The sequence below is a fragment of the Pseudomonas sp. DY-1 genome, from assembly GCF_003626975.1.
Lineage (GTDB): Bacteria > Pseudomonadota > Gammaproteobacteria > Pseudomonadales > Pseudomonadaceae > Metapseudomonas.
Genome location: NZ_CP032616.1, coordinates 2,536,004 through 2,561,710 on the forward strand (window position 1 = coordinate 2,536,004; position 25,707 = coordinate 2,561,710).

20 protein-coding genes are annotated in these 25,707 nt (G+C 64.4%); 5 read left to right on the plus strand and 15 right to left on the minus strand.

The window, feature by feature from the left end:
- Nucleotides 1-6 precede the first annotated feature (6 nt).
- The gene (locus D6Z43_RS12045; RefSeq protein ID WP_120652382.1) at nucleotides 7-795 is read left to right on the plus strand and encodes a helix-turn-helix transcriptional regulator; all 789 of its coding nucleotides are present in this window, start codon (nucleotides 7-9) and stop codon (nucleotides 793-795) included.
- Between the two features lie 60 nt (nucleotides 796-855).
- Here the strand turns inward: D6Z43_RS12045 and D6Z43_RS12050 are convergent, their stop codons facing one another.
- The 5 genes from D6Z43_RS12050 to D6Z43_RS12070 form a co-directional block, all read right to left on the minus strand.
- Nucleotides 856-1,119: a DUF2790 domain-containing protein gene (locus D6Z43_RS12050; RefSeq protein WP_120652384.1), complete on the minus strand. Its 264-nt coding sequence runs from the start codon at nucleotides 1,117-1,119 to the stop codon at nucleotides 856-858.
- A gap of 179 nt (nucleotides 1,120-1,298) precedes the next feature.
- Complete coding sequence (locus D6Z43_RS12055; protein WP_120652386.1) at nucleotides 1,299-2,210, minus strand: HlyD family secretion protein; 912 nt, start codon at nucleotides 2,208-2,210, stop codon at nucleotides 1,299-1,301.
- Nucleotides 2,211-2,217: 7 nt separating this feature from the next.
- Nucleotides 2,218-2,418 (minus strand): DUF1656 domain-containing protein, encoded by a 201-nt coding sequence (locus D6Z43_RS12060; protein ID WP_120652388.1) that lies wholly within the window; start codon nucleotides 2,416-2,418, stop codon nucleotides 2,218-2,220.
- Nucleotides 2,408-4,645, minus strand: a complete 2,238-nt coding sequence (locus D6Z43_RS12065; RefSeq protein WP_120652390.1) for an FUSC family protein — start codon at nucleotides 4,643-4,645, stop codon at nucleotides 2,408-2,410. The genes D6Z43_RS12060 and D6Z43_RS12065 overlap by 11 nt, the downstream gene beginning before the upstream one ends.
- Before the next feature lie 9 nt (nucleotides 4,646-4,654).
- Nucleotides 4,655-6,163: an efflux transporter outer membrane subunit gene (locus tag D6Z43_RS12070; RefSeq protein ID WP_120652392.1), complete on the minus strand. Its 1,509-nt coding sequence runs from the start codon at nucleotides 6,161-6,163 to the stop codon at nucleotides 4,655-4,657.
- Between the two features lie 178 nt (nucleotides 6,164-6,341).
- On the opposite strand from D6Z43_RS12070, the gene D6Z43_RS12075 reads away from it, so the two are divergent.
- Nucleotides 6,342-7,292, plus strand: coding sequence for a LysR family transcriptional regulator (locus D6Z43_RS12075; RefSeq protein ID WP_120652394.1), 951 nt, complete (start codon nucleotides 6,342-6,344; stop codon nucleotides 7,290-7,292).
- Nucleotides 7,293-7,738: 446 nt separating this feature from the next.
- Here the strand turns inward: D6Z43_RS12075 and D6Z43_RS12080 are convergent, their stop codons facing one another.
- The 7 genes from D6Z43_RS12080 to fadD2 form a co-directional block, all read right to left on the minus strand.
- Nucleotides 7,739-8,275 (minus strand): DUF3087 domain-containing protein, encoded by a 537-nt coding sequence (locus D6Z43_RS12080; protein WP_120652396.1) that lies wholly within the window; start codon nucleotides 8,273-8,275, stop codon nucleotides 7,739-7,741.
- The gene (hrpA, locus tag D6Z43_RS12085; RefSeq protein ID WP_120652398.1) at nucleotides 8,275-12,279 is read right to left on the minus strand and encodes an ATP-dependent RNA helicase HrpA; all 4,005 of its coding nucleotides are present in this window, start codon (nucleotides 12,277-12,279) and stop codon (nucleotides 8,275-8,277) included. The genes D6Z43_RS12080 and hrpA overlap by 1 nt, the downstream gene beginning before the upstream one ends.
- Nucleotides 12,280-12,412: 133 nt before the next feature.
- Complete coding sequence (locus D6Z43_RS12090; protein ID WP_120652400.1) at nucleotides 12,413-13,477, minus strand: HlyD family secretion protein; 1,065 nt, start codon at nucleotides 13,475-13,477, stop codon at nucleotides 12,413-12,415.
- A gap of 12 nt (nucleotides 13,478-13,489) precedes the next feature.
- Entirely contained in the window at nucleotides 13,490-15,022 is a 1,533-nt protein-coding gene (locus tag D6Z43_RS12095) for an MFS transporter (RefSeq protein ID WP_120652402.1), read from the minus strand.
- 151 nt (nucleotides 15,023-15,173) lie between these two features.
- Nucleotides 15,174-16,079 carry a LysR family transcriptional regulator gene (locus tag D6Z43_RS12100; protein WP_120652403.1) on the minus strand — a complete coding sequence of 302 codons (906 nt, stop codon included), beginning with the start codon at nucleotides 16,077-16,079 and terminating at the stop codon, nucleotides 15,174-15,176.
- 118 nt (nucleotides 16,080-16,197) lie between these two features.
- On the minus strand, nucleotides 16,198-17,904 hold the full coding sequence (gene fadD1, locus D6Z43_RS12105) for a long-chain-fatty-acid--CoA ligase FadD1 (RefSeq protein ID WP_120652405.1): 1,707 nt from the start codon (nucleotides 17,902-17,904) through the stop codon (nucleotides 16,198-16,200).
- A gap of 356 nt (nucleotides 17,905-18,260) precedes the next feature.
- Nucleotides 18,261-19,949: a long-chain-fatty-acid--CoA ligase FadD2 gene (gene fadD2 / locus D6Z43_RS12110; protein ID WP_120652407.1), complete on the minus strand. Its 1,689-nt coding sequence runs from the start codon at nucleotides 19,947-19,949 to the stop codon at nucleotides 18,261-18,263.
- A 185-nt stretch (nucleotides 19,950-20,134) separates the two neighbouring features.
- Here fadD2 and D6Z43_RS12115 point away from each other — a divergent pair, with 185 nt between their 5' ends.
- The 3 genes from D6Z43_RS12115 to D6Z43_RS12125 all read left to right on the plus strand — a co-directional run bounded on the left by D6Z43_RS12115 (nucleotide 20,135) and on the right by D6Z43_RS12125 (nucleotide 22,363).
- Nucleotides 20,135-20,872, plus strand: coding sequence for an ABC transporter substrate-binding protein (locus tag D6Z43_RS12115; protein WP_120652409.1), 738 nt, complete (start codon nucleotides 20,135-20,137; stop codon nucleotides 20,870-20,872).
- A gap of 64 nt (nucleotides 20,873-20,936) precedes the next feature.
- A complete protein-coding gene (locus D6Z43_RS12120; protein WP_120652411.1) occupies nucleotides 20,937-21,896 on the plus strand; it encodes an alpha/beta hydrolase in 960 nt (319 codons plus the stop codon).
- Entirely contained in the window at nucleotides 21,893-22,363 is a 471-nt protein-coding gene (locus D6Z43_RS12125; RefSeq protein ID WP_120652413.1) for a MaoC family dehydratase, read from the plus strand. The genes D6Z43_RS12120 and D6Z43_RS12125 overlap by 4 nt, the downstream gene beginning before the upstream one ends.
- A gap of 167 nt (nucleotides 22,364-22,530) precedes the next feature.
- On the opposite strand, the gene D6Z43_RS12130 is transcribed toward D6Z43_RS12125, so the two are convergent.
- The 3 genes from D6Z43_RS12130 to D6Z43_RS12140 are packed head-to-tail and all read right to left on the minus strand — an operon-like array spanning nucleotide 22,531 to nucleotide 25,578.
- On the minus strand, nucleotides 22,531-23,385 hold the full coding sequence (locus D6Z43_RS12130; protein WP_120652415.1) for an HlyD family secretion protein: 855 nt from the start codon (nucleotides 23,383-23,385) through the stop codon (nucleotides 22,531-22,533).
- Nucleotides 23,386-23,396: 11 nt separating this feature from the next.
- Nucleotides 23,397-23,603 (minus strand): DUF1656 domain-containing protein, encoded by a 207-nt coding sequence (locus D6Z43_RS12135; protein WP_120652416.1) that lies wholly within the window; start codon nucleotides 23,601-23,603, stop codon nucleotides 23,397-23,399.
- Nucleotides 23,590-25,578, minus strand: a complete 1,989-nt coding sequence (locus tag D6Z43_RS12140; RefSeq protein ID WP_120652418.1) for an FUSC family protein — start codon at nucleotides 25,576-25,578, stop codon at nucleotides 23,590-23,592. The genes D6Z43_RS12135 and D6Z43_RS12140 overlap by 14 nt, the downstream gene beginning before the upstream one ends.
- Nucleotides 25,579-25,707 lie beyond the last annotated feature (129 nt).

Here is a 25,707-nt window from a genome sequence, read left to right on the forward strand (position 1 = left end):
AGAAACATGAGTCTTACCTTGCAGGACATCGCCTGGCACCAGTCCGTCGGGCGGTTGATCGAACAGCTCGATCGCCCAGGCTTCTGGATCGCCCTGGTTCGCCAGCTGGAGCAGTACGTGCCTTTCGATAGCTGGGTCGCCCTGCTCTTCAGTCATGGACGCCCCCAGGTGCTCGCCGAATGTCCGGGCGCGGATGGCGGACCTGACCCGCTGTTCCAGGATTACCTGCGCGGCCTTTACCTGCTGGACCCCTTCTACATCGCCAGCCGCGAGCACAACACCGGCGGCCTGTTCCGTCTCGCTGACGTGGCGCCGGAATGCTTCGAGCAGACCGATTACTACCAGCGCTACTTCCGGCTCAACGTCGTAGCCGACGAGGTGCAGCTGAACGTGCCGCTCGATGGCGGGCGGACGCTATGCCTTTCGTTGGGCTCGCGGCAGCGCTTCAGCCCGGAGCAAATCGCCTTGCTCGGCCTGATCCAGCCCTGGGTTGCCGGTCTGATGCGCCAGCGCCTGGCTTTCGAGCAAGAGCTGATGGCCAACCCGCCTCCACCCGCCCCAGCTTGGCAGGAACAGCTGGAAGCCGCCGGCCAGAAGGTAGAAAGCGCCCTGACCGCCCGCGAACTGGAGGTCGGCCGCCTGATGCTGAGCGGCTGTTCGAGCAAGGAGATCGCACGCAAGCTGGATATCTCCGCCGAGACGGTGAAGGTCCACCGCAAGCACATCTACAGCAAGCTGGGGATCAAGTCTCAGTCGGAGCTGTTCCGCCTGTTCCTGAAGGCGCAGGAGGGGTAAGCGGGCTCGGTATTCTGCTTGCAGAGTGATAATTCGGTTTGATGAATGACATCCTGCCAATCAACCGTTACTGCAACCCTGGCCAAAAACCACATATTCCAGGCGATGAACTTTGCCCTGATGATCTTCGTAGGTCATATAGGCCGGAACCACGCCGCAGACATCGGAAATTTCACTTCGAGAAAGAACTTTGGCGATATCAAGTTCCATCCCGTAGTGATACTGCTCGATCACGGGTTCCCCGGCGACAGTGGATTCTGCCGGCTCTTCAGCCAAGGCGAAGGCAGACATGCCGGCAAGAACCAGCAAGGCAAGAGCTTTCATTGGATTGTTTCCCGAGTGCTTGGAATTTGGAACTTCGGCCAGCTCTCCACGAACTGGCCGAAGGTACAGCGCAACACCTTTCGGTGATGTTTACGGCAGCAAGTGCCTCATCGTGGGAGGCGGGATAATTTTAATATTCGGGAAACTTCACAAACAGCGCCGGATACAACAAGGACTGTTTACTGTGCGAACAGCAATCCATCGAGCCAGCCGGTAGTTTCCGGCCTGGCGCCCTTCTCCCCTATCACCACGGTGCAGGTCATGCCGGCAGCCAGCAGCACGCCTTCGGGAACCTCGTCCAGGTGGATGCGCACCGGCACCCGCTGGGCCAGTCGCACCCAGTTGAACGTCGGGTTCACGTCGGCGATCAGCTCGCGGCTTTCCGGGTTATCGCGGTCGTAGATGCCACGGGCGATGCTGTCCACTCGCCCGGTGAGGCGCTCGCCGCTCATCAGCCTGAGTTCGGCAAGATCCCCTACCTTGATGCGTGGCAGGCGGGTCTCTTCGAAGTAGCCGTTGACGTAGTAGGACTGCTCGTCCACCAGGGCCATGCTGGCTTCGCCGCGCTCGGCGAAGTCGCCCTTGTAGACGTTGAGGTTGGTGATATGCCCAGCCACCGGCGCCCGGACTTCGGTTCGCGCCAGGTTGAGCTTGGCGGCATCCAGGGCGGAGACAGCCTCCTGGTATTCAGCCAGGGCGGCGGCGGCCAGGTGGCCGGCGTCTTCGCGGCTCTCGCGGGATACCACCAGGTCGTCCATCTCGGCGCGGCGGTCGGCATTGACCTTGCGCATGGCGAGCGCCGCCTTGCGGGCCGCCACCAGGGCTTCGGCCTGCTCCACTACTACTGCGTAGTGGGACGGGTCGATGCGCAACAGCAGGTCACCGGCCTCTACCTGCTGGTTGTCGCGTACCGGCACGTCCACCACCAGGCCGGCCACGTCCGGGGCGATGTTGATCACATCGGCGCGCACGCGACCGTCGCGGGTCCAGGGCGAGTCCATGTAGTGCTGCCAGAGGGTGCGCACCAGCACGACCGCCAGCGCGAGGATGAGCAGGGTCGCGCCGACACTGATGATTCGTTTCAGGGACATGGAAGCCTCAACGGTAGATGGTCAGCGCCAGGGCGCCATACAGGCAGGTGAACAGGCCGACACGGAGCAGCGCCGGGTGCCAGGCGTGGCGGTAGAGGCCACACCAGGCGAACAGTCGATCCAGCGCCCAGCCGAGCAGGAACGCCACCAGGAACAAAAGGGTCAGGCTCGGCAGGTAGACACCGTGCAGTGCGATTTCACGCGGCATGGACGGTTCCTTGCGGATACGTCGTCGCTGCATCGCCGCCCAGCGGATTCTGAGGGTCCAGCAGCGAAGTACGGATGAAGTGCAGGTAACTCTGCAAGCGTCGCAGGGGCGAGGTTTCGAACTGCGGCGCGCATGGCTCGGCGGTGCTGCGCACGCTGTCGATGGCCTGTTCCACGGCGAACAGAGCGCGCTGGCGGTTGGTTTCCGAAGGCTGGATGAACAGCCGGATCAGTGCCCGGCCCATGGCACGGATGGCATTGCGCCAGGGCATGGATTCGGCATAGCAGGAGAGCGCCGGCAGGCGCGCCTGCTCCAGGCGCATCTCGATCACTGCATGCCCCACTTCCTGCACCAGGAACATCCAGCGCAGCAACTGGCGCTGCACGTCCGGGCGTCCGGCGGAATACAGGTAGGCCTGATTCAACAGGTCGCGGGTGCCGCTTTCGAAACCGGACACCAGCCCCTTCATCCGACCGCTCACGGCACGCACCACGCACATGCGCAGGTCGCGCTCCAGGCGCCGCCACAGCCAGGGCCGGTTGGGCGGCAGTAGCACCGCGGCGGCCGCGGTCGCCAGCGCCATGGAAATCACCGAGGCCAGGTATTCGTTGAGCACCCGGTGCGGGTCGAACAGTGTCTGGTTGGCCGGCATGGAGTTCATGCAGAACCAGATCAGCAGGCCCAGCCCGGCACCTGCCAGTTGCGGTCGCGCCAGCAGGTAGGCACCCAGCGCGACGACCGGCGCCAGGGCACAGCAGAGCAACGCGAAGCCGTCGATCTCGGGCAGGACACGGAAAGTCATGAAGATGCCCAGGCAAGCGCCCGCGCTGGCACCCAGGGTGAGTTGCAGTGAAAGGCGCCGAGGATTGGACGAGGATGATGCCAGCGCCGAAACCATGCCGATGGTCATGGCGAAGGTACCGCCGCTGGGCCAGGCGGTGGCCATCCAGAAGGCGCCGAGCAGCAGGATCAGCAGGCTGCTGCGCAGTCCCGCCACGGCCGCAGCCACGGCGTTGGCGCGGGGTCGGAAGCTTTCTTTCCACTGCTCGCGGGCATGGTGGTCATCCAACAGCGAGGCATGGGTCTGAGCGTAGCTGTGCAGGTCATCGGCAAAGCGGTAGAGCAGCTCGGCAGCCGTGTCGTAATCCAGGCTCTGGGCTTCACTGGGCTGCTGCACGGCAAGCTGCGCGCGACCGCTACGGATCAACTGCATCAGCTCTTGCTTGCAGGCCTCCAGGCGGATGGCGAGTCGGGTCGCGTCAGCCTCGCTGCTCAGGCGGTCACGCAGCGGCGCGAGCAGCCGTGAAACTTCCGCGAGGCAAGGCTGCAAAGCGTCGAGCACCATGCTCCCGTAGGAGCCAGCTCTGCTAGCGAACTCCATCGACTCCGAGCCTTCGCGAGCAGAGCTCGCTCCCACCTCTGGTGCAGGCGAGTTGGCCAGGCGCCGCAGCAACTGGTGCAGGCCATGGAAACGGGTGGAAAGCACCATGAATTCGTTGTTCAGGCGCGCCAGGCGCCCACTGCGCATGCGCATGTGCGGATCTTCGAAGGCGGTGGCGTTACGCATGTTCTCGAGATTCACGGCGGCGGCCGCAAAGCGCGCGTTGCTGGCATCAAAGCGTCCGGTATCGAGGCCGCCGGCCAGCCCTTCGCAGGCGAAAGCGGCGAAGTCGCGGAAACGTCCATGCAAGGTGTTGCGCAGGTCGGTACTGGTGCTCTGCGGCAGGATCAGGCCGTTGACCAGGCCGGTGCAAAGAATGCCCAGGCTGATCTCCAGGACCCGCCAGAGCGCGAGCATGAAGGCATCGTCCGGGTGCGAGGTGGCCGGCAGGCCGATCATCACCGCCGTGTAGCCCGCCAGTACGCATGCGTAGCCACGGAAATCCCGGTAGCGCGCGGCGCCGGCCGTGCACAGGCCGATCCAGATGGCCAGGCAGAGCATGAACAGCACCCGCTCCTGATTGAACAGGGCGATCAGCGCCACCATCACGGCCAGCCCCAGCAAGGTGCCGATGATGCGGTAGAAGCTCTTGGCCAGGACCTGTCCGCTCTGCGGCTGCATGACGATGAACACGGTCACCAGCACGGTGCCCGGTTGCGGCAGTTCCAGGCGATAGGCCAGCCAGAGGGCGAGGAAGGCGGTGAGCAGGGCCTTGAAGATGAAGGCCCAGGTCAGGCCGTCACTGCGCGCCCAATCGACCAGCGCGCGGTTGAAGGTTCGAACCATGTCGGGTCCTCAGTACTTGGGGAGAAAACGCAGGCGAGGTTCCTGCGGCGCCAGCGTTGCGGCGTCGGGGCCGCCGGGCTCGGGCAGCACACCGCCACCAAGGGCCAGCAGCAGGTCGGCCTGGGCGCCGAGCAATTCCGCGCGTACCTGCTGTTGCCGGAGCTGGCGCTGGAACAGGACGGGTTGGGTTTCCAGCACGGCGTCGAAGCCGGTGAGGCCGCGCTTCTGCGCCAGCAGCGCGAGGTCGCAGGTCTTTTGCGCGGCAGCCACCGCTTCAGCAGCGAGTGCCTGCTGCTGGTGCAGCGACCTGATGCGCACCAGGGCATCGGCCACCTGTTGCAGCGCACCGATCAAAGTCCGGTTGTACTGCTCCACCGCAATGTCGTACTCGGCGGCGGCAGCGCCCAACTGGCCACGGCGTAGCCCACCATCAAACACCGGCAGGCTGAGGGCCGGGCCAAGGTTGTAGGTGAGCTTGTCGTAGCGCAGGAAATCCAGCACGCCGCCCTGGGTGGCATTGGTGCCGATACCGCCCAGCAGGTTGACGTTGGGGTAGAAGCCCGCCTTGGCGACCTCGATGCCGCGCGCCTGCGCCGCCACCTGCCAGCGGCTGGCGACCAGGTCCGGTCGACGACCGAGTAGTTCCAGCGGCAGTTGCGCGGGAAGGCCGGGCAGCTGTTGCAGATCGAGCGTCGGACGCTGCAGGTGCTCGCCCTCCCCCGGCCCCTTGCCGGCCAGGGCGGCAAGCTGGTTGCGGGCAAGGTCGATGGATTCATCCAGGACGTCGATCTGCCGGTGGGACTCCGGCAATGGCGCTTCGGCACGACTGACTTCCAGGCGGGTGCCGATACCGTCGCGCAGGCGCTGTTCGGCCAACCGCAGGATTTGTTCCTGCTGTGCAAGAGCGGCCTGGGCTATGTCCTGTTGCGCATGCAAGAGGGCCAGGCGGACGTAGCTGCGCATCAGGTTGCCCTGAAGCTCCAGCGCCGCCAGGCGCCCTTCGGCCACCGCCATTCGGGCCCAGTCCAGCGCCTGGTGACTGCGGCTACGCTCGCGGCCCCAGAGGTCGAGGTCGTAGGAGAAGCCCAGCAGGCTGGCGTTGTTCCAGCTGGTGCTGCGGGCAAGATCGCCGGGACCATAGAAGTTGTCAGCCGGCCAGCGCTTGCGCTGCAGATTGGTATCGAAGGCGACCTGGGGCTGTTCAGCGGACTCCACCACCCCGGCCAGCGCCCGGGCCTTGCGCACACGGGCAGCGGCAATGGCCAGGCTGGGGCTGCCGGCAAGCGCCTGCTCCATCCAGGCGTCCAGCTGCGGGTCGCCATAGGCGCGCCACCATTGGGTGTCGGGCCAGGCGGCGTCACGCTCGGCGCGCCGAATGGCCGAGCCGGGGTCCAGTTGGGCAGCATCCAGGCGTTCTGCCTGGGGCGCTATGCCCTGACTATCGATACAAGCGGAGAGGAACGAAATGGCGGCGAACAGACTGGCGCGGGCGAAACCGGACCAAGGATTGCGGTGCACTGCGGCATATCCTGAATGCTGGGTAGCCAGGGACAGGGCCTGGATCGGCGGCGATTCTAGGGGCAGCCAGGGTGAAGGATAAGGCGACGGATAGATGAAGGATTGTGTACTGAATCAGCCATAATCCGGGGACATACTTCGTGACAAAATTTGCCTCCCTTCCGGGCCAGGACCCTCCATGGACATCCTCTTCAACATGCGCGCCTTCGTCTGTGTGGCGGAAACCGGCAGCTTCACCGCCGCTGCCCAGCGCATGGATCTCACGACCTCATACATCTCCCGCGCAGTCGCCACTCTCGAAACCCACCTGCGCACGCGCCTGCTGCACCGCACTACACGCCGCATCGCCCTGACCGAGGCCGGTCAGCGCTACCTGCTGCGCTGCGAACAGATCCTTGGCTACATCGAAGAAGCCGAGGCCGAGGCCAGCGAGGCCCATGCGCGCCCGGTGGGCAACCTGAAGGTGCATGCCATGACCGGCATCGGTCAGCACTACCTGATCAAGGCGATCGCCGGATACAGCGAGAAGTACCCGGACGTGAGCTTCGACCTGACCCTGGCCAACCGCACCACCGATATCCTCGACGAGGGGTACGACATCTCCGTGGTGATCGCCCAGGAACTGCCGGACTCGGGCTTCATTTCCAAGCAGCTCGGCACCACCTACAGCGTGCTTTGCGCTTCCCCCGGCTACATCGAGAAGCATGGGGCGCCGCGCATGCCTTCGGAGCTGTCGAAGCACCGCTGCCTGCGCCTGGTTAACAATGTGATGTCCCTGGACAAGTGGCTGTTCGAAGGCCCCGACGGACAGGAGATGGTCAGCGTCAACCAGACGCCCTTCCAGGTGAATACGGCCGATGCCATGACCGAAGCCATCAGGGCCGGGATAGGTGTGGGCGTGGTGCCGGTGTACTCGGCCATCAGCGGCCTGAAGGACGGCAGCCTCGTCCGCGTGCTGCCCAACCACAGCCTCTTCCCCCTCGGCATCTACGCGCTCTATCCGTCGCGACAGTTCCTCGATGCGAAGATCCGTACCTGGGTCGAGTTCCTTCGCGAGTTCCTGCCGGAGCGGGTCGCGGCGGACGAGAAGGCGGTGGCGGAGTACAGCTTGCGATTGGGGGTGCGTTAGCGACGACCCTGTCAGCGTTAGCGATTGCCAATCTGCGCCAGCCTGAGGAAACCCTCTTCCGAACGCGGCCCGCCCCCTCTCCCGCAGCCAGGCGAAGGGTGACTCGCGCTAGCGAGGCCCTTGCCATCCTGAAGCCGAAACGTGCCTGATAGTGAGCAACAGAGGCGGGGCAGCGACTCCGCCCCTTCAGCAGGCCGAGCGGAATCGTTGCGGAGGAGGACGAGCGGCATGGATGCCGCGAGAGGCGAGTGGGGCCATGGATGCCCCCTCGCACCGCGCCCCCGGCGCAACGATGAAGGGAGGGAACCCCGGCGAAGCCGGGGCCGAATGCAGGGGCAAGTTTTTTGCTTCCTTTTCAACGTTTGGAAAAGGGACTTACCTGGGAAGGCGAAACCAAAAATATCCGCAGAATTCGGTAAGCAGCTTGGCTCAGCGGGTTCTGGAAACTACTTGCCGTACCCCTTCACCGCTTCCAACCAGACCGGATCGAGGCGGTTCTGCTCCACCGGCAGTCCTTGCACTTCCATCGCTTCTCGGTGCCGGTCGATCTCGTGCACATGGTGGCTGAGGTCGGCGCTGTTGCCATCCAGTTGGTGCATCTGTGTCAGGCCCAGGTGGTAGAAGCGCAGCAGCTTCATCGCTGCCGGATCGCCGGCCGCCACCCCTGCCTTGACCTTGTGCATGACATTGGTCACGCGCATCAGATTGCGCTTGAGCTGCCAGCCGTAGACGGCCGGAGCCATCCACGGGCGTGGCCAGAGCTGAAGGCGCACGAAGGCGACGGTGAGCGCCAGGCCGGCCAGCACACCAATCAGGTTCCAGCGGAAATTGTCGCCACCAGGCGTACCAAACACCTGCACGCAAAAAGTGGACAACAGCAGCGCCAGGGCAATGAACAGGCCTGCGATGACCAGGGTGATGCGCCGGGTCTGCTGGCGATATTGCTCGGGGATCATCGGACGTATTTCGAAGGGCTCGCTCATCACGCTTCTACCTGGCTCCACTGTTTATTAAGACGCTTATCGGATACCGCCATCTTCGTGCCCAACTGCTGGGCGAACAGCGATACGCGGTATTCCTCCAGCATCCAGCGATAGAGCACCAGCTCCGGATCACGCTTACCCTCCTGGGCGTGCTTGGCCAGGCGGGCCTGGTACTGCTCCCAGTAGCCAGCCAACTCGCCGGACCAGACACGGTCACGTTGCAGCTGTGCGGCAATCTTGTCGAAGCGCTGCTCGATGGCCTTGAGGTAACGCGGCAGTTCCTTCAGCCACTCCGCCGGGGTTTCGCGAACGAAGCCCGGATAGACGAGATTACCCAGTTGCGCCTTGATGTCGTTGAGCGCCACTGCCTGCGCCAGGTCGATCCGGCCCTTGAAACGCTTCTGCAGGGCATGCCAGAGCTTGAGGATGTCCAGAGTCAGTCGCGCCAGCCGCTCGGCGTGCTCGGCCCAGGCGCCGCGTTTCTTCTCGGCGAGCGAGGCCAGGGCCGCGCCATCACGGGGCAGGTTGGCTTCGCCATCGAGGATGCAGCTGTCCAGACTGGCCAGGAGGATGTCCTCCACCAGCGCGTCGACACGTCCCATGTCGCGGTACAGCAGACCAAGTTCGGTAAGACCCGGCAGCTTGCCACGGAGGAACTTGGCGCTTTCGCCGAGCTGCTGCAGCAATAGGCGCTGCAGTGCGCGGCGATGCTGCCACTCGGCTTCGGCCTGGGTCGGGAAGCGGCTTTCCTTGACGGTGCCGCCCTCCTCTACCAGTGCCGGGTACACCGTCATGGAAAGACCGGCGACCTTTTGCTGGGTTTTCTCCGCGACCTGGGCGAAGCCCTTGGCTTCCACCGGCTTCTGTTCCTTCTGCGCCTGCGGAATGGCCAGGGCAGCCTGGCTGGCTTCGGCGAAGCGCGCGGTGATCTCGGCCAGTTCACGGCCTTCACCAAGGAACTTGCCGCGGGCGTCCACCACTTCGAGGTTCATCTTCAGGTGGCCTTCCAGCTGGGCAGCCGCCTCGACCCAGGCCTCTTCCGGCACGCGAGCACCGGTCATCCGCTGCAGCTCACGGCCGAGCGCTTCCGGCAACGAGCCTTGGGCGAACACCAATTTGGCCAAGGCCGCTTTCACGAAGTCCGGCACCGGCACGAAGTTCTTGCGGATGGCCTTGGGCAGGTTGCGCACCAGCGCCACGCACTTGGTTTCCAGCAGGCCGGGCACCAACCACTCAAGGCGCTCCGGCGGCAGCTGCGGCAGAAGCGGCGCGGGCACGCGCAGGGTCACGCCGTCACGGACGTGGCCGGGCTCGAAGTGGTAGGACAGCGGCAGTTCCAGTTCGCCCAGACGTAGTTTGTCCGGGTACTGCGCGGCGGTGACTTCACTGGCTTCGCGGGCCAGCACGTCTTCTTCGCGCATGATCAGCAGGTTCGGATTCTTCGCCCGCTCGCGCTCATACCAGCTATCAAAGCTGGCCGTCTGGTAGAGGTCTGCCGGCAGTCGCGCCGCGTAATAGGCGAAGAGGGTTTCTTCGTCGGCAAGGATGTCGCGGCGGCGTGCCTTGGCTTCCAGTTCGTCCAGCCGCTCCAGCAATTGGCGGTTGGCGGTCAGGCACTTCGCCTTGCTGTTGATCTCGCCACGTACCAGGCCTTCGCGAATGAACAACTCGCGGGAGACCTCCGGGTCCACCGGGCCGTAGTGCACAGCGCGACGGCCAACGATGATCAGGCCGTAGAGGGTGATCTGCTCGAAGGCCACGACCTGTCCGCGACGTTTCTCCCAATGGGGCTCCAGGTGATTCTTCTTCACCAGATGACCGGCCAGTGGCTCCAGCCAGTCCGGTTCGATCTTGGCCACCATGCGCGCGAACAGCTTGGTGGTTTCCACCAGTTCGGCGGCCATGATCCACTGCGGGCGCTTCTTCGCGATTGCGGTACCGGGGTGGATCCAGAAACGCCGTTGGCGGGCGCCCAGGTAGTCGCCGTCCTCGGTCTTCTGGCCGATCTGGCTCAGCAGGCCGCAGAGAATCGCCTTGTGCACCTTGGCGTAGTCGATGCTGCGTTCGGGCGTCTCCTCCTTGTGGGAGCCCCCTTGCTGGCGAACGGCGGAATCCTTCCGCGCCTTGCCAGATTCGCCAGCAAGCTGGCTCCTGCCGGCCTCGGGGAAGAGCTTCAGCTCACGGCAGATCAGCACCAGCTGGCGGTGGGCGTCACGCCATTCGCGCAGGCGCAGGTAGTTGAGGAAATTCTTCCGGCACCAGGTGCGCAGGGCGTTGGAGCCCAGCGCCTGGCGCTGTTCCTCGAAGCCGCGCCAGAGGTTGATAAGGGCAGCGAAATCGGAGTCCACATCCTTCCACTGGGCATGCGCCTGGTCGGCGGCCTGCTGGCGCTCCAGGGGGCGTTCACGCGGGTCCTGCACCGACAGCGCGGCCGTGATCACCAGCACTTCGTCCAGGCTGCCCTGGCGAACGCCTTCCAGCACCATGCGACCGAGGCGCGGGTCGATGGGCAGGCGCGCCAACTGGCGGCCGATGGGCGTGAGCTGGCACTCGCGGTTCACCGCCGAGAGTTCCTGCAGCAGCGTGAAGCCGTCCTTGATGGCCTTGCCGTCCGGCGGTTCGATGAAGGGGAAGGCCTCGATATCGCCCAGGCGCAGGTGGAGCATCTGCAGGATCACCGCCGCGAGGTTGGTGCGCAGGATCTCCGGGTCGGTGAAGGCCGGGCGGGAGATGAAATCCTCCTCGCTGTACAGCCGCACGCAGATACCCGGTTCGACACGGCCACAGCGGCCCTTGCGCTGGTTCGCGCTGGCCTGGGACACCGCTTCCACCGGCAGGCGCTGGACCTTGGCGCGATAGCTGTAGCGGCTGATGCGCGCGGTGCCACTGTCGATCACATAGCGGATGCCCGGTACCGTCAGCGACGTTTCCGCGACGTTGGTGGAAAGCACGATCTTGCGGCCCGGCATGGGGGCAAAAATCTTCTGTTGCTCGGCCGGCGTCAGCCGCGCGTACAGCGGCAGAACCTCGGTGTGCCTGAGGTTGGCCTTGCGCAGCACTTCTGCGCAATCGCGGATTTCCCGTTCGCCAGGGAGGAACACCAGCACGTCGCCGGGGCGCTTGCCCACTTCGCGTTCATGGGCGGTGATCTCGTCCAGGGCACGGAGGATGCCCTGGTCCACGGACAGGTCGTCGAACAGTGCTTCGCCGTCTTCGTCCACCTCGGCGGCCAGCGGCCGGTACCAGGTATCCACCGGATAGGTGCGGCCGGAAACCTCGATGATCGGGGCATCGCCAAAATGCTTCGAGAAGCGCTCCAGGTCGATGGTGGCCGAGGTGATGATCAGCTTGAGGTCCGGGCGGCGTGGCAGCAGGGTCTTGAGGTAGCCAAGGAGGAAGTCGATGTTCAGGCTGCGCTCGTGGGCCTCGTCGACAATGATCGTGTCGTAGCGTTCGAGAAAGCGGTCATGCTGGGTTTCAGCCAGCAGGATGCCGTCGGTCATCAGCTTGATCAGGCTGCGCTCGTTGGACTGGTCCTCGAAACGCACCTGGTAGCCCACCAGCTCGCCGAGCGGGCTGCCGATCTCTTCCGCCACGCGTGTCGCCACGCTACGCGCCGCCAGCCGGCGTGGCTGGGTGTGGCCGATCAGACCGTGGGTGCCACGGCCGATTTCCAGGCAGATCTTCGGCAATTGGGTCGTCTTGCCCGAGCCGGTTTCACCCGCGATCACCAGCACCTGGTGCTTTTCCAGCGCCGCCTTGATCTCGTCGCGTTTGGCGGCAATGGGCAGGGCGTCGTCGTAGCGCATCACCGGCACACTGGCGCGCCGCGCCTCGACCCGCGCGATGGAAGCCTGGAAGCGCTCGGCCCACTGCGCCAGCTTGGCGTCGTCCGGATGCTTGCGCAGCTCGTGGAGCTGTCGGCGCAGGCGATGGCGGTCGGCGCCCATGGCCTGGTCGAGGCGTTTCAGGAGTTGTTCGGCGCTGGGAGATTGCTCGCTCATCGGTTCCGCTGATTCTGCTGTCGTTTTCGGCAAGGGCGGAATTGTCGCAGATTTCCCAGCAGGCTGGCGTCTGTGTAGGAGCGAGCTTGCTCGCGAAAGGATGCGCTCAAAAGCTTCGCGGGCAAGCCCGCTCCTACAGGGGCACCTCGGCTACCGCCTCGGGTTCACTGCGCGTATCGATGCTCGCCTCTACTGACATTCCCACGCGCAGCTGGCCAAGCAGGGGCTGGCCGGCATCCAGCACGACCTTCACCGGAATGCGTTGCACCACCTTGGTGAAGTTGCCGGTGGCGTTGTCCGGCGCGATGGCGGCGAAGGTCACGCCGGTTGCTGGCGCAATGCTTTCCACACGGCCACGCAGGGATTCGCCGGGAAAGGTATCCACCGCGATCTCCACCTCCTGCCCCGGGCGCACGTGAGTGAGCTGGGTTTCCTGGAAGTTGGCCACCACATAGGCACGCTCCAGCGGCACCACCGCCAACAGCGCATCGCCGGGTTTGACGAAGGCGCCGACGCGCACGGCGCGGCGGCCGACCATGCCATCAATGGGCGCCCGCAGCTCGGTATGGGAAAGGTCCAGCTCGGCCTGGCGCAATGCCGCCTGGGCGCTGGACAGTGCAGCCTGCGCAGCATCGCGTTCGGCAGTGAGTATGTCGGTCTGCTTGCGCGTGGCGAGCAACGCGGCGCTGTGTTCGGCCTGTCGCGCCAGCACGCTGTCGAAACGGCTGCGGGCCAACTGCGCGGCCTGCAGTGTGCCGGCACCACGTCCTACCAGTTTCTGGTAGCGCTCCAGTTCATGCTGGGCGAAGACACGCTCGGCGCGGTCAGCCTCCAGCGTCGCCTGGGCCTGTTCGATCAGCGAATCCTGCCGCTCCAGGGTGGCCCCGGCATTTTCCAGTTGCGCTTGGGCACTGGCGACTTTCGCCCGCGCGCCTTCCAGGGCGGCACGGTAGTCGCGGTCATCGATGCGAGCGAGCAGCTGTCCGGCCTTCACCATCTGGTTGTCCTCCACCAGCACCTCGCGGATGAAGCCTGGCACCTTCGGTGCCGCCAAGGTGAAGTCAGCGTGAACGAAGGCGTCGTTGGTGTACTGGTCGGTGCTTTCGCCCAGCAGGTGCCAGGTGCCCCAGGCCAGCAGGCCGGCGCCCACCAGCAGGGCGACCGGGATAACGGGTTTGAGAATGCGGGATTGGTTCATGATCGACTCCGGTCAGGTCGGGGCGCGCGGCGGATAGATGCGCGTGGGCACGAAGGGAATGATGAGGAGCAGTGCGACCGCCACGGCGGACATGCAGAAATAGAGATCAGCGGATGTCAGCACCAGAGCCTGCAGATGCAGCCGGCGGGCGATTTCAACGCCTCCCTCGACCAGCGGGTTATTGCCCAGGCGGTCGACCAGTTGCGTCGAATGGAGATGCAGGCGCAGGGTGGCAAGCGCCTCCAGCACGCCGCCGGCAAGCACCGCGGCGAATCCCTTGACCGTGTTGAACCAGGCCGAGGCGAAAGGTCCGTCGGTGGGCTTGATGCTGCCTGTGGACAACATCAGCAGGGGCAGCACCGCCATCGGCTGGCCGAAGATCTGCAGCGCCTGCACCAGATAGAAATCGTCGCGGATCCAGGCCGATGTCAGCTGCGAAGCCAACCAGCAGGAACAGGCGAGCATGACCAGGCCGCAGGCGAGCACCCAGCGGCAATCGACCCAGCGCAGGTTGCACAGGGCCGCCACCAGCGGCAGCGCCAGCAGTTGCGGCAAGGCCACTACCAGCATGACCGGCGCGGTCTGCAACGGCCGATAGCCTTGCACCTGGGCCAGGTAGTTCGAGGGAATCATCACTGCCGCCAGCAGTACGAACAGCACCCCGCCCAGGGTGAACAGCGCAAAACTGAGGTTGCGCAGCTTGAGCAGTTGCAGCTTGAAGAACGGCAGTGGGTGCCTCCATTCGTTGAGCAGGAACAACACCAGCAACACGCTGCCGCCACCGAGCAGGACGCGGATCAAAGATGACTCGAACCAGTCCAGCCGCTCGCCCTGCACCAGGCCGACCACGAGCATGAACAGCGCGGGAAAGCCAAGCGCCAGACCCCGCCAGTTGAACTGACGGAAACGCTCCAGGCGCAACGGGTCCTGGGGCAACCCCCAGGCCACAGCGGCCATGGCCAGCAAGCTCGTTGGAACGATCTGCCAGAAGGCCCAGCGCCAACCTACGAACTCCACCCAGAACGCGGCCAGCGGCGTACCGAGGCTGGGGCCGAAGGTCGCGGTGAGGGCGTAGCTGGCGAGGCCGTAGATCTTGATGTTGGCGGGGAGGAAGCGCAGCGCCACGGTCATCAGGATCGGCGGCAAGGCTCCGCCGGCGAGCCCCTGCAGGCCGCGCAGCCACATCAGACTCTGCAGGTTCGGCGCCAGCGGGCTCAAAAGCCCGAGCAGCATGAAGGCGGCGATGGCCCAGAGGGTGAAGCGACGCAGGGACAAGGTCACCGCGAACCAGGGCGCGAAGGCCATGGCGCAAACCGAGGGCGCCGCATAGAGCGCCACCAGCCAGGTCCCTTCGTCACGACCAATGCCCATGGCGCCGCGGATATCCGCCAGGGCGATCTTGATCACGTTTTCATTGAAGCCGGAGACCAGGACAGCCAGCAGGACGCCGAGCATCCCGACCACCAGGCGTGGGGTGAAGGGAGTAGCGACAGGCGCCGCCACAGGGCCGGCGACCGGCAGCGGCATGGCCAGGGAGGCGTTCATCTGGACGCCTTTCCGCCGGCGCGAGAGGTGGAGTAAACGGACATGACGGGTTACCGGATTGCAGGCACGAGACTGAGTCTATTTGTGCTCCTGCCATGCCGATAACTGCAATTATGCGAATGAATCAGTGCGTTATACGCACGTATCCCCACTAGCTGCGCAGGCCCTCTTCGCAGCAGCGCTTGATCAGGCGGCGCAGCCAGCGATGGGCTGAATCGTTGTCGAAACGCGGATGCCAGGACTGGCGAACCCGCACCGATTCCAGCGGCAAGGGAATCGCAAACGAGCGCAGTGGCAGGCCGAGCCGCTCACACACCGAGATCACCGGGTCGGGCATGGGGAGGATCAGATCGGAATCGTGCAGGGCCAGCACCGCCGAGAAGAAGCTCGGGGAGATCAGCCCGACTCGGCGTGAAAGCCCCCGATCAGCGAGCGCCTGGTCGATGGGCCCGCGCGCCAGGCCTCGGCGCGAAACGCTGATCTGGTCGAAGGCGGCAAAGCGCTCCGCTGTGATGGGTGCGTCGAAGATCGGATGCCCCTCGCGCACCAGGCCGTTGAAACGGCATTCGAACAGGCCCTGGGACTTGATCTCGGGCGTCAGTTTGTCGGAAGCGCCGACGATCAGGTCGATGCGGCCGGCGCGCATGGCATCGTCGTCGCCATCGATCTCCGGAACGAAGCGCAGCACCGCGCCGGGCGCTTCCTGGCGCATCAGCTCGAACAGCCGGCCGCCATAGCAGACCATGAAGATGTCATTAGTCCGCACGTTGAACTGTCGCGCAAGACTCGAAAGGTCCACATCACGGGAATGGAAAAGTCCGCTGGCCTGCTCCACCAGCTCACGCACCTGTTCGCGCAGTTCCAGTGCGCGTGGCGTAGGCACCAGGCCGCGCCCGGCACGCACCAGGATCGGGTCGCCCACCGCATCGCGAATGCGCGCCAGCGTTCGGCTCATGGCCGGCGCACTCAGGTGCATGCGCCGTGCGGCGCCGGCCACGCTGCCCTCGTCGAGCAGAACATCCAGGGCCACCAGCAGGTTGAGGTCGGGCAATGACATTGCCGGCTCCAGCGCAAAAGAGAGATCGCCAATGTAGCGACCGGCCCGAATGCCGTCGATGGGACGCCATGAACGACAAGGCCCCGCGAGTGCGGGGCCTTGTCAGGAGCGATGGGGATCAGGCCTGGGCCTTCTCCTGCTTCGCCTTGAGCTTCTTCAGCTCTTCGTCACGCAGTTCGCGGCGCAGGATCTTGCCAACGTTGGTGGTCGGCAGCGCGTCGCGGAACTCGATGGCGCGCGGCACCTTGTAACCGGTGACGTTGCTGCGCATGTGCTCCATCACCTGTTCCTTGGTCAGGCTGACGCCGGGCTTGGCGACCACGAACATCTTGATCGCCTCGCCGGACTTCTCGTCCGGCACGCCGATGGCGGCGCACTGCAGCACGCCCGGCAGGGTCGCCAGCACGTCTTCCAGTTCGTTCGGGTACACGTTGAAGCCGGACACCAGGATCATGTCCTTCTTGCGGTCGACGATGCGCATGAAGCCGTCTTCCTGGATCACCGCAACGTCGCCGGTCTTCAGCCAGCCGTCGGCATCGAGGATTTCGTCGGTGGCTTCCTGGCGCTGCCAGTAGCCCTTCATCACCTGCGGGCCCTTCACGCACAGCTCGCCGGGCGCGCCCAGGCCAACGTCGTTGCCTTCGTCGTCCACCACCTTGCACAGGGTAGAGGGCACCGGAATGCCGATGGTGCCGATCTGGATGCTCTGGAAGGGGTTCACCGATACCACCGGGCTGGTCTCGGTCATGCCATAGCCTTCGCAGATGGCGCAGCCGGTGACCTGTTTCCAGCGCTCGGCGGCGGCCAGTTGCAGGGCCATGCCGCCTGACAGGGTCAGCTTCAGCGCGGAGAAGTCCAGCTTGCGGAAGTCCTCGTTGTTGCACAGGGCAACGAACAGGGTGTTCAGGCCCACGAAGCCGGTGAACTTGTACTTCGCCAGCTCCTTGGTCATGGACGGCAGGTCGCGCGGGTTGGAAATGAGGATGTTGTGGTTGCCGGTCAGCATCATCGCCATGCAATGGAAGGTGAAGGCGTAGATGTGATAGAGCGGCAGCGGGGTGATGAGGATCTCGCAACCTTCGTTCAGGTTGGCGCCCATCAGCGCCTTGCATTGCAGCATGTTGGCGATCAGGTTGCGGTGGGTCAGCATCGCGCCCTTGGCCACGCCGGTGGTGCCGCCGGTGTACTGCAGCACGGCGATGTCGCTGCCCTGCGGGCTGGCTTCGTTGACGGCACGGCCACGGCCCTTGGCCAGGGCATCGTTGAGCTTGACCGCCTGCGGCAGGCTGAACGGCGGCACCATCTTCTTCACGTGCTTGATCACGGCATTGACCAAGAGACGCTTGAAGGTCGGCAGCAGGTCGCCGACTTCAGTGACGACGACGTGCTTCACGCCGGTCCTGGGCAGCACTTCTTCAGCCAGGTGAGCCATGTTGGCCAGGCAGATAAGGGCCTTGGCGCCAGAGTCGTTGAACTGGTGCTCCATTTCCCGTGCGGTGTACAGCGGGTTGGTGTTGACCACGATCAGGCCGGCACGCATGGCGCCAAAGACGACTACCGGGTATTGCAGGATGTTCGGCAGTTGCACGGCGATGCGGTCGCCGGGCTTGAGATCGGTGTGACTCTGCAGGTAGGCGGCGAAGGCGCCGGAAAGTTCGTAGAGCTCACCGTAAGTGAGGGTCTTGCCCAGGTTGCTGAATGCGGGCTTGTCGGCAAAGCGTTGGCAGGACTGCTTCAATACCGCCTGGACGTTGGGGTATTGGTCGGCGTTGATCTCGGCAGGAACACCCGCCGGATATTTGTCCTTCCAGAAGTTTTCGGTCATGGAGGCCCACTCCTAAGCAACAGCTGATTTCACTGTCCTCGAGGGACAGTTGTTTGTTGTGTTCTGTGCGATTGTGCGCCCGTCCGGGCAAAAAAACGCGCCGAGATTAACAGCTTTGCCAGAGCCTCACCAGCACCAAAACAGCCCTTACCAGTAATAAAAATGACCAAATTCAGTGCATCTGGTCATTTTTGGAGTCTGAACTCTAATTAGCCGACAAACGGCGTATTTCGGGGCTTTCACGGGTTCTGAGGGGGGAGATTGACCGGGCGGACAGGCGGTTCGTGCTGAAATGCGGGGTGAAGAGGAGGCGGGAAGAACAAGGGCAGGACGGAAGACCCGCCCTGCCCTTTCGGTCAGGCGATATCGCGCAGTTCGCGACGCAGGATCTTGCCCACCGGAGTCATCGGCAGGGCTTCTTTCAGCACGATGTGCTTGGGCACTTTGTAACCCGTGAAGTTTTCCTTGCAGTAGGCCTTCAGCTCCTCGACGCTGACGCCGCCCTCGCGCGGCACCACGAAGAGCTTTACCGCCTCACCGGACTTGTCGTCGGGTACGCCGATGGCCGCGCAGTTGGCCACCTTCGGGTGGGCCATCACCACGTCCTCGATCTCGTTTGGATAGACGTTGAAGCCAGAAACGATGATCAGGTCCTTTTTGCGATCGACGATACGCACATAGCCGTCCGGATCGATCACCGCGATGTCGCCAGTCTTCAGCCAGCCTTCGGCATCCAGCACCTCGGCGCTGGCCTCGGGACGCTGCCAGTAGCCTTTCATCACCTGCGGCCCCTTGATGCACAGCTCGCCACGTTCCCCCAAGGGCAGTTCGTTGCCCGCATCGTCAATGGTCTTGAACGCGGTGCCCGGTACCGGAATGCCCACGGTCCCCAGGCGAGCCAGGCTGCCGTAGGGATTGGTGCTGGCCACGGGGGAGGTTTCGGTCAGGCCGTAGCCCTCCACCACGGAACAGCCGGTCATGGCCTGCCAGCGCTCGGCAGTAGCCTTGACCAGGGCGGTGCCGCCGGAATTGGTGACTTTGAGGTTGGAGAAGTCGAGGTTCTTGAACTCGGGGTGGTCCATCAGCGCAACGAACAGGGTGTTCAGGCCCAGCAGCGCAGAGAAACGCCACTTCTGCAGCTCCTTGATGAAGCCGCCGATATCGCGCGGGTTGGTGATGAGGATGTTGTGGTTGCCGTTGACCATCATGCACATGCAGTTCGCGGTGAAGGCATAGATGTGGTACAGCGGCAGCGGCGCAATCATGATTTCCTGGCCCTGCTTCATGAGCGGCGCGCCATCCGGGCCGTGCTGTGACAGGCAGGCGTCGACCTGCTGCATGTTGGCCACCAGGTTGCCGTGGGTCAGCATCGCGCCCTTGGCCACGCCCGTGGTGCCGCCGGTGTACTGCAGCACGGCGATGTCTTCCAGGCCGACCCGCACCGGCTTCAAGCCATGACCCTGGCCCTGCTTCAGCACGTCCTTGAAGGAGACGGCCTGGGGCAGGTGATAGTCGGGGACCATCTTCTTCAGCTTCTTCACCACGGTGTTGACGAGCCAGCCCTTGAGGCTTGGCAGCATGTCACCCATGCGCGCCTCGATCAGGTACTCGATCTCGGTGTCGGGCAGGACTTCCTCGACCAGCTTGCCGAACAGGTTGATGTAGACCAGCGCACGCACCCCGGCGTCCTTGAACTGGTGACGCATCTCACGGGCGGTATAGAGCGGGTTGGTGTTGACCACGATCAGGCCGGCGCGCAGGGCGCCGAACACGGCAATGGGGTACTGCAGCACGTTGGGCATCTGCACGGCGATGCGGTCGCCGGGTGCAAGGTCTGTGTTCTTCTGGAGGTAGGCGGCGAAGGCTGCGGACAGGCGATCCAGCTCGGCGTAGGTCAGGGTCACGCCCAGATTGCTGAAGGCCGGGCGGTCAGCGAACTTCTTGCAGGATCGTTCGAAGACCTCGATCACCGACTTGTAGGCGGCCAGATCGATTTGGTTGGGCACGCCGGCCGGGCGTTTGTCGCTCCAGAAATCAGGTTGCATTGTTCTTATCCTCGAAGCCCTGAAATAGTCTGGCCCGCACTGCGGGGCTGCCGGGAACTTAGCAGCTCCGAAGCGCAGCGCAAATATGCGACGGGGTGTCATTGACCGCGTGAATCTTACCGATAGTCCAGTTAGATTCGCCTAGCATCAGAACAAGAACATGACATCCGGATTACATATCACCCATGCGTTTCCCTCTGGCCCTGTGTGCGCTGCTGTCCTGCCTGTTCCTCAGCTGCGGCGTGCGGGCCGACCTCCGTCTGGCGACCCTGGAATATCCGCCCTACTGCTCACAGTCCCTGCCGCAAGGCGGCAGTATCATCGAGCTCACAACCCGCGCCTTCGCCACCCAGGGCTACAAGGTCCAGGTGGATTTCATGCCCTGGGCCCGCGTACGTGCAGCCCTGCACAGCGGCCACTACCAGGGCGCCCTGGCCCTCTGGCCGCGTGAAGTGGTGGAGGAGAACCTCCATGCTTCGCGCCCGCTGTTCTACAGCGAACTGGGATTCTTCGTACGCAAGGACACGCCTGTCAGCTTCAAGAGCCTCTCCGAACTCAAGGGACGCAAGGTGGGCGTGGTCAGGGGCTACGGCTACCCGACCCGTGTGCTGCGCTCGGGATTCAGTGCTGAAGAGGCGGTGGACGACATCTCCAACCTGCGCAAGCTGGATGCCCGACGTTTCGACCTGGTTCTGCTGGAGCGAGCCGTCGGCCAGTACCTGATCGCCACGGACGAGCACCTGCGCGGCAAGCTCCAATGGCAGCCGCCGGCCCTGGAACGCATCCCTCTGCTGGCGGGATTCAACGCGCCGCGTGCCGGACAACCGGACTGGGCGCAAATCTATGAGCGCGGCCTCAGGGCACTGCTGGCCAGCGGCGAATACATGCGCATCCTCGAACGCCACAACGTCCCGCCCAATTGAGCAGGCTTTGCGCCACCTTCGCCCCCGTGCACAATGCGCCGAATCCCCGGCAAAAGGATCGGCCATGCGCCACGACGCCTTCTGGCTAGACGCGAGCGATAGCGCGCCCCTGTACGTCAATCACTGGTCCGGCGAGACCCCGCCCAGGGCGGTAGTCATGCTCTCCCACGGCATGGCCGAGCACGGCGGCCGCTATGCCCGTCTGGGTGCGGCGCTGGTAGCCGTCGGTTTCGAGCTCTACGCCCTCGACCAGCGCGGTCATGGACGCAGCGCCGAGCATGGCGTTCTCGGCCAGTACGCGGCGGATGAAGGCTGGAGCAAGGTCATTGGCGACCTGGCGAGCCTCAATCACCACATCCGCCAACAGCACCCGCAAGTGCCGATCTTCCTCCTTGGCCACAGCATGGGCAGCTATATCGGCCAGGCCTACCTGATGCAGCACAGCTGCAGTCTGCAGGGCGCCATTCTTTCCGGCTCCAACTACCAGCCCGTCGCGCTGTACAAGGTGGCTGCACTGGTGGCCCGTTTCGAGCGCTGGCGCCAGGGCAAGGAAGGCCGTAGCGCGCTGATCGAGTTCCTCTCCTTCGGCTCCTTCAACAAGGCCTTCAAACCCAACCGCACGGCCTTCGACTGGCTCAGCCGCGACCCGGCTGAAGTGGACAAGTACGTCGAGGACCCGCTCTGCGGTTTCCGCTGCACCAACCAGTTGTGGCTCGACCTGCTTGGCGGGCTTCAGAACATCACCCCGCCGAAACACCTGGCGCAGATCGACCCCGATCTGCCGCTGCTGGTGATCGGCGGCGAACGCGATCCGGTCAGCGAGGGCCGGCGCCTGCAGGATCTTGCCGCGGCATTGCGCCGGGCCGGCATCAGGGACGTGCAGCTGAACATCTACCCTGACGCCCGTCATGAGCTGCTCAATGAGAGCAACCGCGACGAAGTGATCGAAGACTTGATCGACTGGCTGGAGCAGACCCTTGCCCACAGTCGGCACCAAAAAACGCAAGCCAAGGAGTCCGCATGAGCCAGGTAACCAACTTCACCTACGACGCCCTGGAAGTCGGCCAGAAAGCCACCTTCTCCACCACCGTCGAAGAGCGTCATATCCAGCTGTTCGCTGCCGTCTCCGGCGACCGCAACCCGGTGCACCTGGACGCCGAGTACGCTGCCGGCACCATGTTCAAGGAGCGCATCGCCCACGGCATGTTCACCGGCGCCCTGATCAGCGCCGCCATCGCCTGCGAAATGCCTGGCCCGGGCAGCATCTACCTCGGCCAGCAGCTCAAGTTCACCCGTCCGGTAAAACTGGGCGACACCCTGACCGTCGAGCTGGAAATCCTGGAGAAGCTGCCTAAGAACCGCGTACGCATCGCCACTCGCGTGTTCAACCAGAACTCGGACCAGGTCGTGGACGGCGAAGCCGAGGTGCTCGCGCCGAAGCAGCAGCTGTCGGTGGAACTGCCGGAACTGCCGCCGATCACCATCGGCTGAAGATGCAGCTGCCCAAAAAAAGCCCGGATGACTCCGGGCTTTTTTTGGGCACTGTCCCTGTGGGAGCGAATTCATTCGCGAAAGGGGTAGGCACCGAGCTGGCCTGACGCTGCCCTCACCCCAACCCTCTCCCAGAGTGAGAGGGGGTGGTCTGTGCCAGCCCTGCCCTACTCAGCCACCGTCACGCTGGCCGTCATCCCGGCGCTCAGTGTCACATCATCCGGCACCTTGTCCAGCTTGATCCGAACCGGAATCCGCTGGGCCAGGCGCACCCAGTTGAAGGTGGGTTCGACGTTCGCCAGCAACTGGGTATCGGGAATGGCATTGCGGTCGGTGATGCCACGGCTGATGCTTTCCACCTTACCGGTCAGCGGCTCCCCTGCACTCATCAACCAGACCTTCACTGGAGCGCCTACCTTGATGCGCGGCAGCTTGGTTTCTTCGAAATAGGCCTGGACGTAGAACGAACCGTCATCCACCAGCGCCATCACTGGCTGCCCGGCGCTCGCGTAGTTGCCCTGGGCCAGGCGCAGATTGGTCACTTGCCCACTACGTGGCGCACGCAACTCGCTGCGCGTGAGGTTGAGCTCGGCCACTCTCACCTCCGCCTGGGCTTCGCGGAATTCGGCACGGGCCACTTCCGCAGTGATCAGGGCGTTCTCCTTGAGCTCCGCACTGATCGCCTGGGGTCCCAGGTGCTCACGACGGGAGGCCTCGTGCTCGCGCAGGCGCAGCTGGTGCTGGCGGGTCTCGGCTACCGCGCGGGCCTTCTCCAGCGCCGCCTGGTAGCGCTCTCGGTCAATACTGAGCAACAGGTCGCCGGCCTTGACCTGCTGGTTGTCCTGGACCTTCAGCTCCATCACCCAGCCGGACACATCGGGCGATATCACCACCACGTCGGCGCGCACGCGCGCGTCGCGGGTCCAGGGTGCGAGCATGTAGTGCTGCCAGAGGCCATAGCCGGCCACGATGGCCACCACGACCAGGGCCAGGGTTACCATTACGCGCAGCGTGGAACGCATCTTCATCTCCTTCACGAGTGCCCGGTCAGCGCTACCAGCGCCGCCAGCACACAGACATACAAGGCACAGTCGAACAGCGCTTCGTGCCAGATCCAGCGCGCCAACCCGGCTCGAGCCAGACCGATTCGCAGTGCGCCGGTTACCAGCAGGGCCAGCAGCGCATAAAGCAGAAAGGGGCTGAGCAGCACGCCCCCCAGGGACCATTCACGCAAGCCCATGGCTCGCCTCCTGTTGTTCACACCATTGCCGCCAACTCTGCTGCAGCTGCAACAATGCCGCCTGGGCCAGGCGACGGTCGATACTCCTCCCGGCCCCCCGCAGAGCCTCCAGCAACTCTCCAACGGGCTCGTCGAGGGCCTGGGCGCGGCCCGGTGCCGGGCCTTGCAGCACGACGTGCTCGAGTTGCCGCATGAAGCGGTCCTCCGATGCGCCCAGCGGCCTGTCAGCCGCGGCCAGGCAGCGCCGCAGGTGCAGCAGTTCGTCGCCCAGGTCCAGGCTGGCGATACCATCGTCCCAGCGGCTGCGGCTCTGTTCCGGCAGCACCGGGTAGAGCCGCGCCAGTTGAAGCAAGCGGTCGGCCATGCGTCCGCCGAACCAGTTCTCCGCCCCGGCCAGGCGCACTCCGGTCAGGCGTGCCAGATCACTCAGGCTCGCCTTGAGCAGCCGCCGGCCGTGCCACACCGGATTGCGCAGTGGAATCAGGCGGAAGGTGAACACCGCGAAGCCGACTCCGAGCAGCATGGAAATCGCCTCATTGAAGAACAACCCGACATCGAAACGCATGAGGTTCTGTGGTGCACAGAGCACGATGAAATGCAGGCAGAAGGAGGTAGCCGTGGCACCCAGCGCAGGCTTGGCCATACCCAGCGCACCGAAGAACAGCGGTACACCGAGCGCCATGCAGAGCATCGCAAAGCCGCTGAGTTGGGGCAGGAACACCTGTCCAACGATAAAGGCCACGGGCAGCGCATAGACGATGCCGTGCAGGAACATCATGCCGATCTGCTCCGCGTTCTCGCGACTGGCGAACAGGCCACAGATCACGCAAGTCAGGGTCAGCGCGCCGACCGCGGAGGTCCAGGCGGTGGCCAGCCAGAAAGCCGACAGGCCGAGGAAGGCCAGGGCGCTGCGCAGGCCATAGATGGCGGCTGTCTGAACATCCCGGTGAGTAGACAGCGGCGGTGGTGCGTCCGCGGGCGCTTCGCCGCGTTCCACTGCATGCATGGCACCAACCGCCTCCGAGGCCTGGCGCATGACCACCGCCATGCGACCCAGACAGTATTGCTGGACAGTGGTCAGGGTCTCGTCCTCAGACGCCAACAGCAGCCGCTCGCGCAACGCATCCAGACGCGCCACATCAGGTTCGGCCAGGGTCTGTTCGACCTCTTCCACCCAGGGCCGCAGGCCATCGGCCTCGTCCTCGTCCAACTGACGCCACTGGCGCGCTACACCGCGAGCCAGACGTAGCAGACTGAGCAAGTCGCGACTGAGCACCTGCAAGGCCAGCGCACGCTGGCGACCAAGACTGCCTTCAAACCAGGCGTGCTCGCGCTGCGCATCCACCGCAACGATGCGCCCCAGCACACCCAGCAAGCCCTGGCGCTCCTGTCGCTCGCCCTTCAAGGCGGAGATCGACGCCTGGATGCCGCATTGCCAGGCGTCCCGTGCCTGGCGCGCCAGCTGGCGTTCCACCCGCTGCGGCCAGAGCAGTGCGCTGGTAAGGGTGGCGCAGATGATGCCGAGGCAGATTTCCGTGGAGCGCGCCACGGCCTGGTCGAACACCGCCAGCGGGTGGCTAATGGCGGGCAGGCCAATGATGGCGACCGTGTAACCGGCCAGCACGAAGGAATAGGACCAGGCACTGCGCATCATGGTCGAGGCGGCGGTGCAGATGCCCAACCAGGCGGCCAGGGCCAGCAGGAATAACCAGGGTGTCTGCGCGAAGAGGCCGACGATGGCCACTGACATGAACGTGCCGACCAAGGTGCCGAGCAGCCGCGCCAAGCCCTTCTGCACCACCATCCCGGACAACGGCTGTGCCACGATAAACGCCGTCATCAGCGCCCATTGCGGCTGCTGAAGATCGAAGCGAAAGGCACACCAGAGGGCAATGCCGCCTCCCAGCAAAGTCTTGATTGCGAATTGCAGCGCCGGAATGTCAGGCGCCAGGAAGGCACGCAGGGAATCGCGCACGGGCTAGGTCCAAGGATGATCCGTAGAAACTGAAGATAGCCCGCCAGAATCGGCAGGCCATAACCGCGAATATTGATAGCTTGCTAACAAAATCTCGTCCAGTGGGCGCTTCGCGTTCGTCGGCTGCTC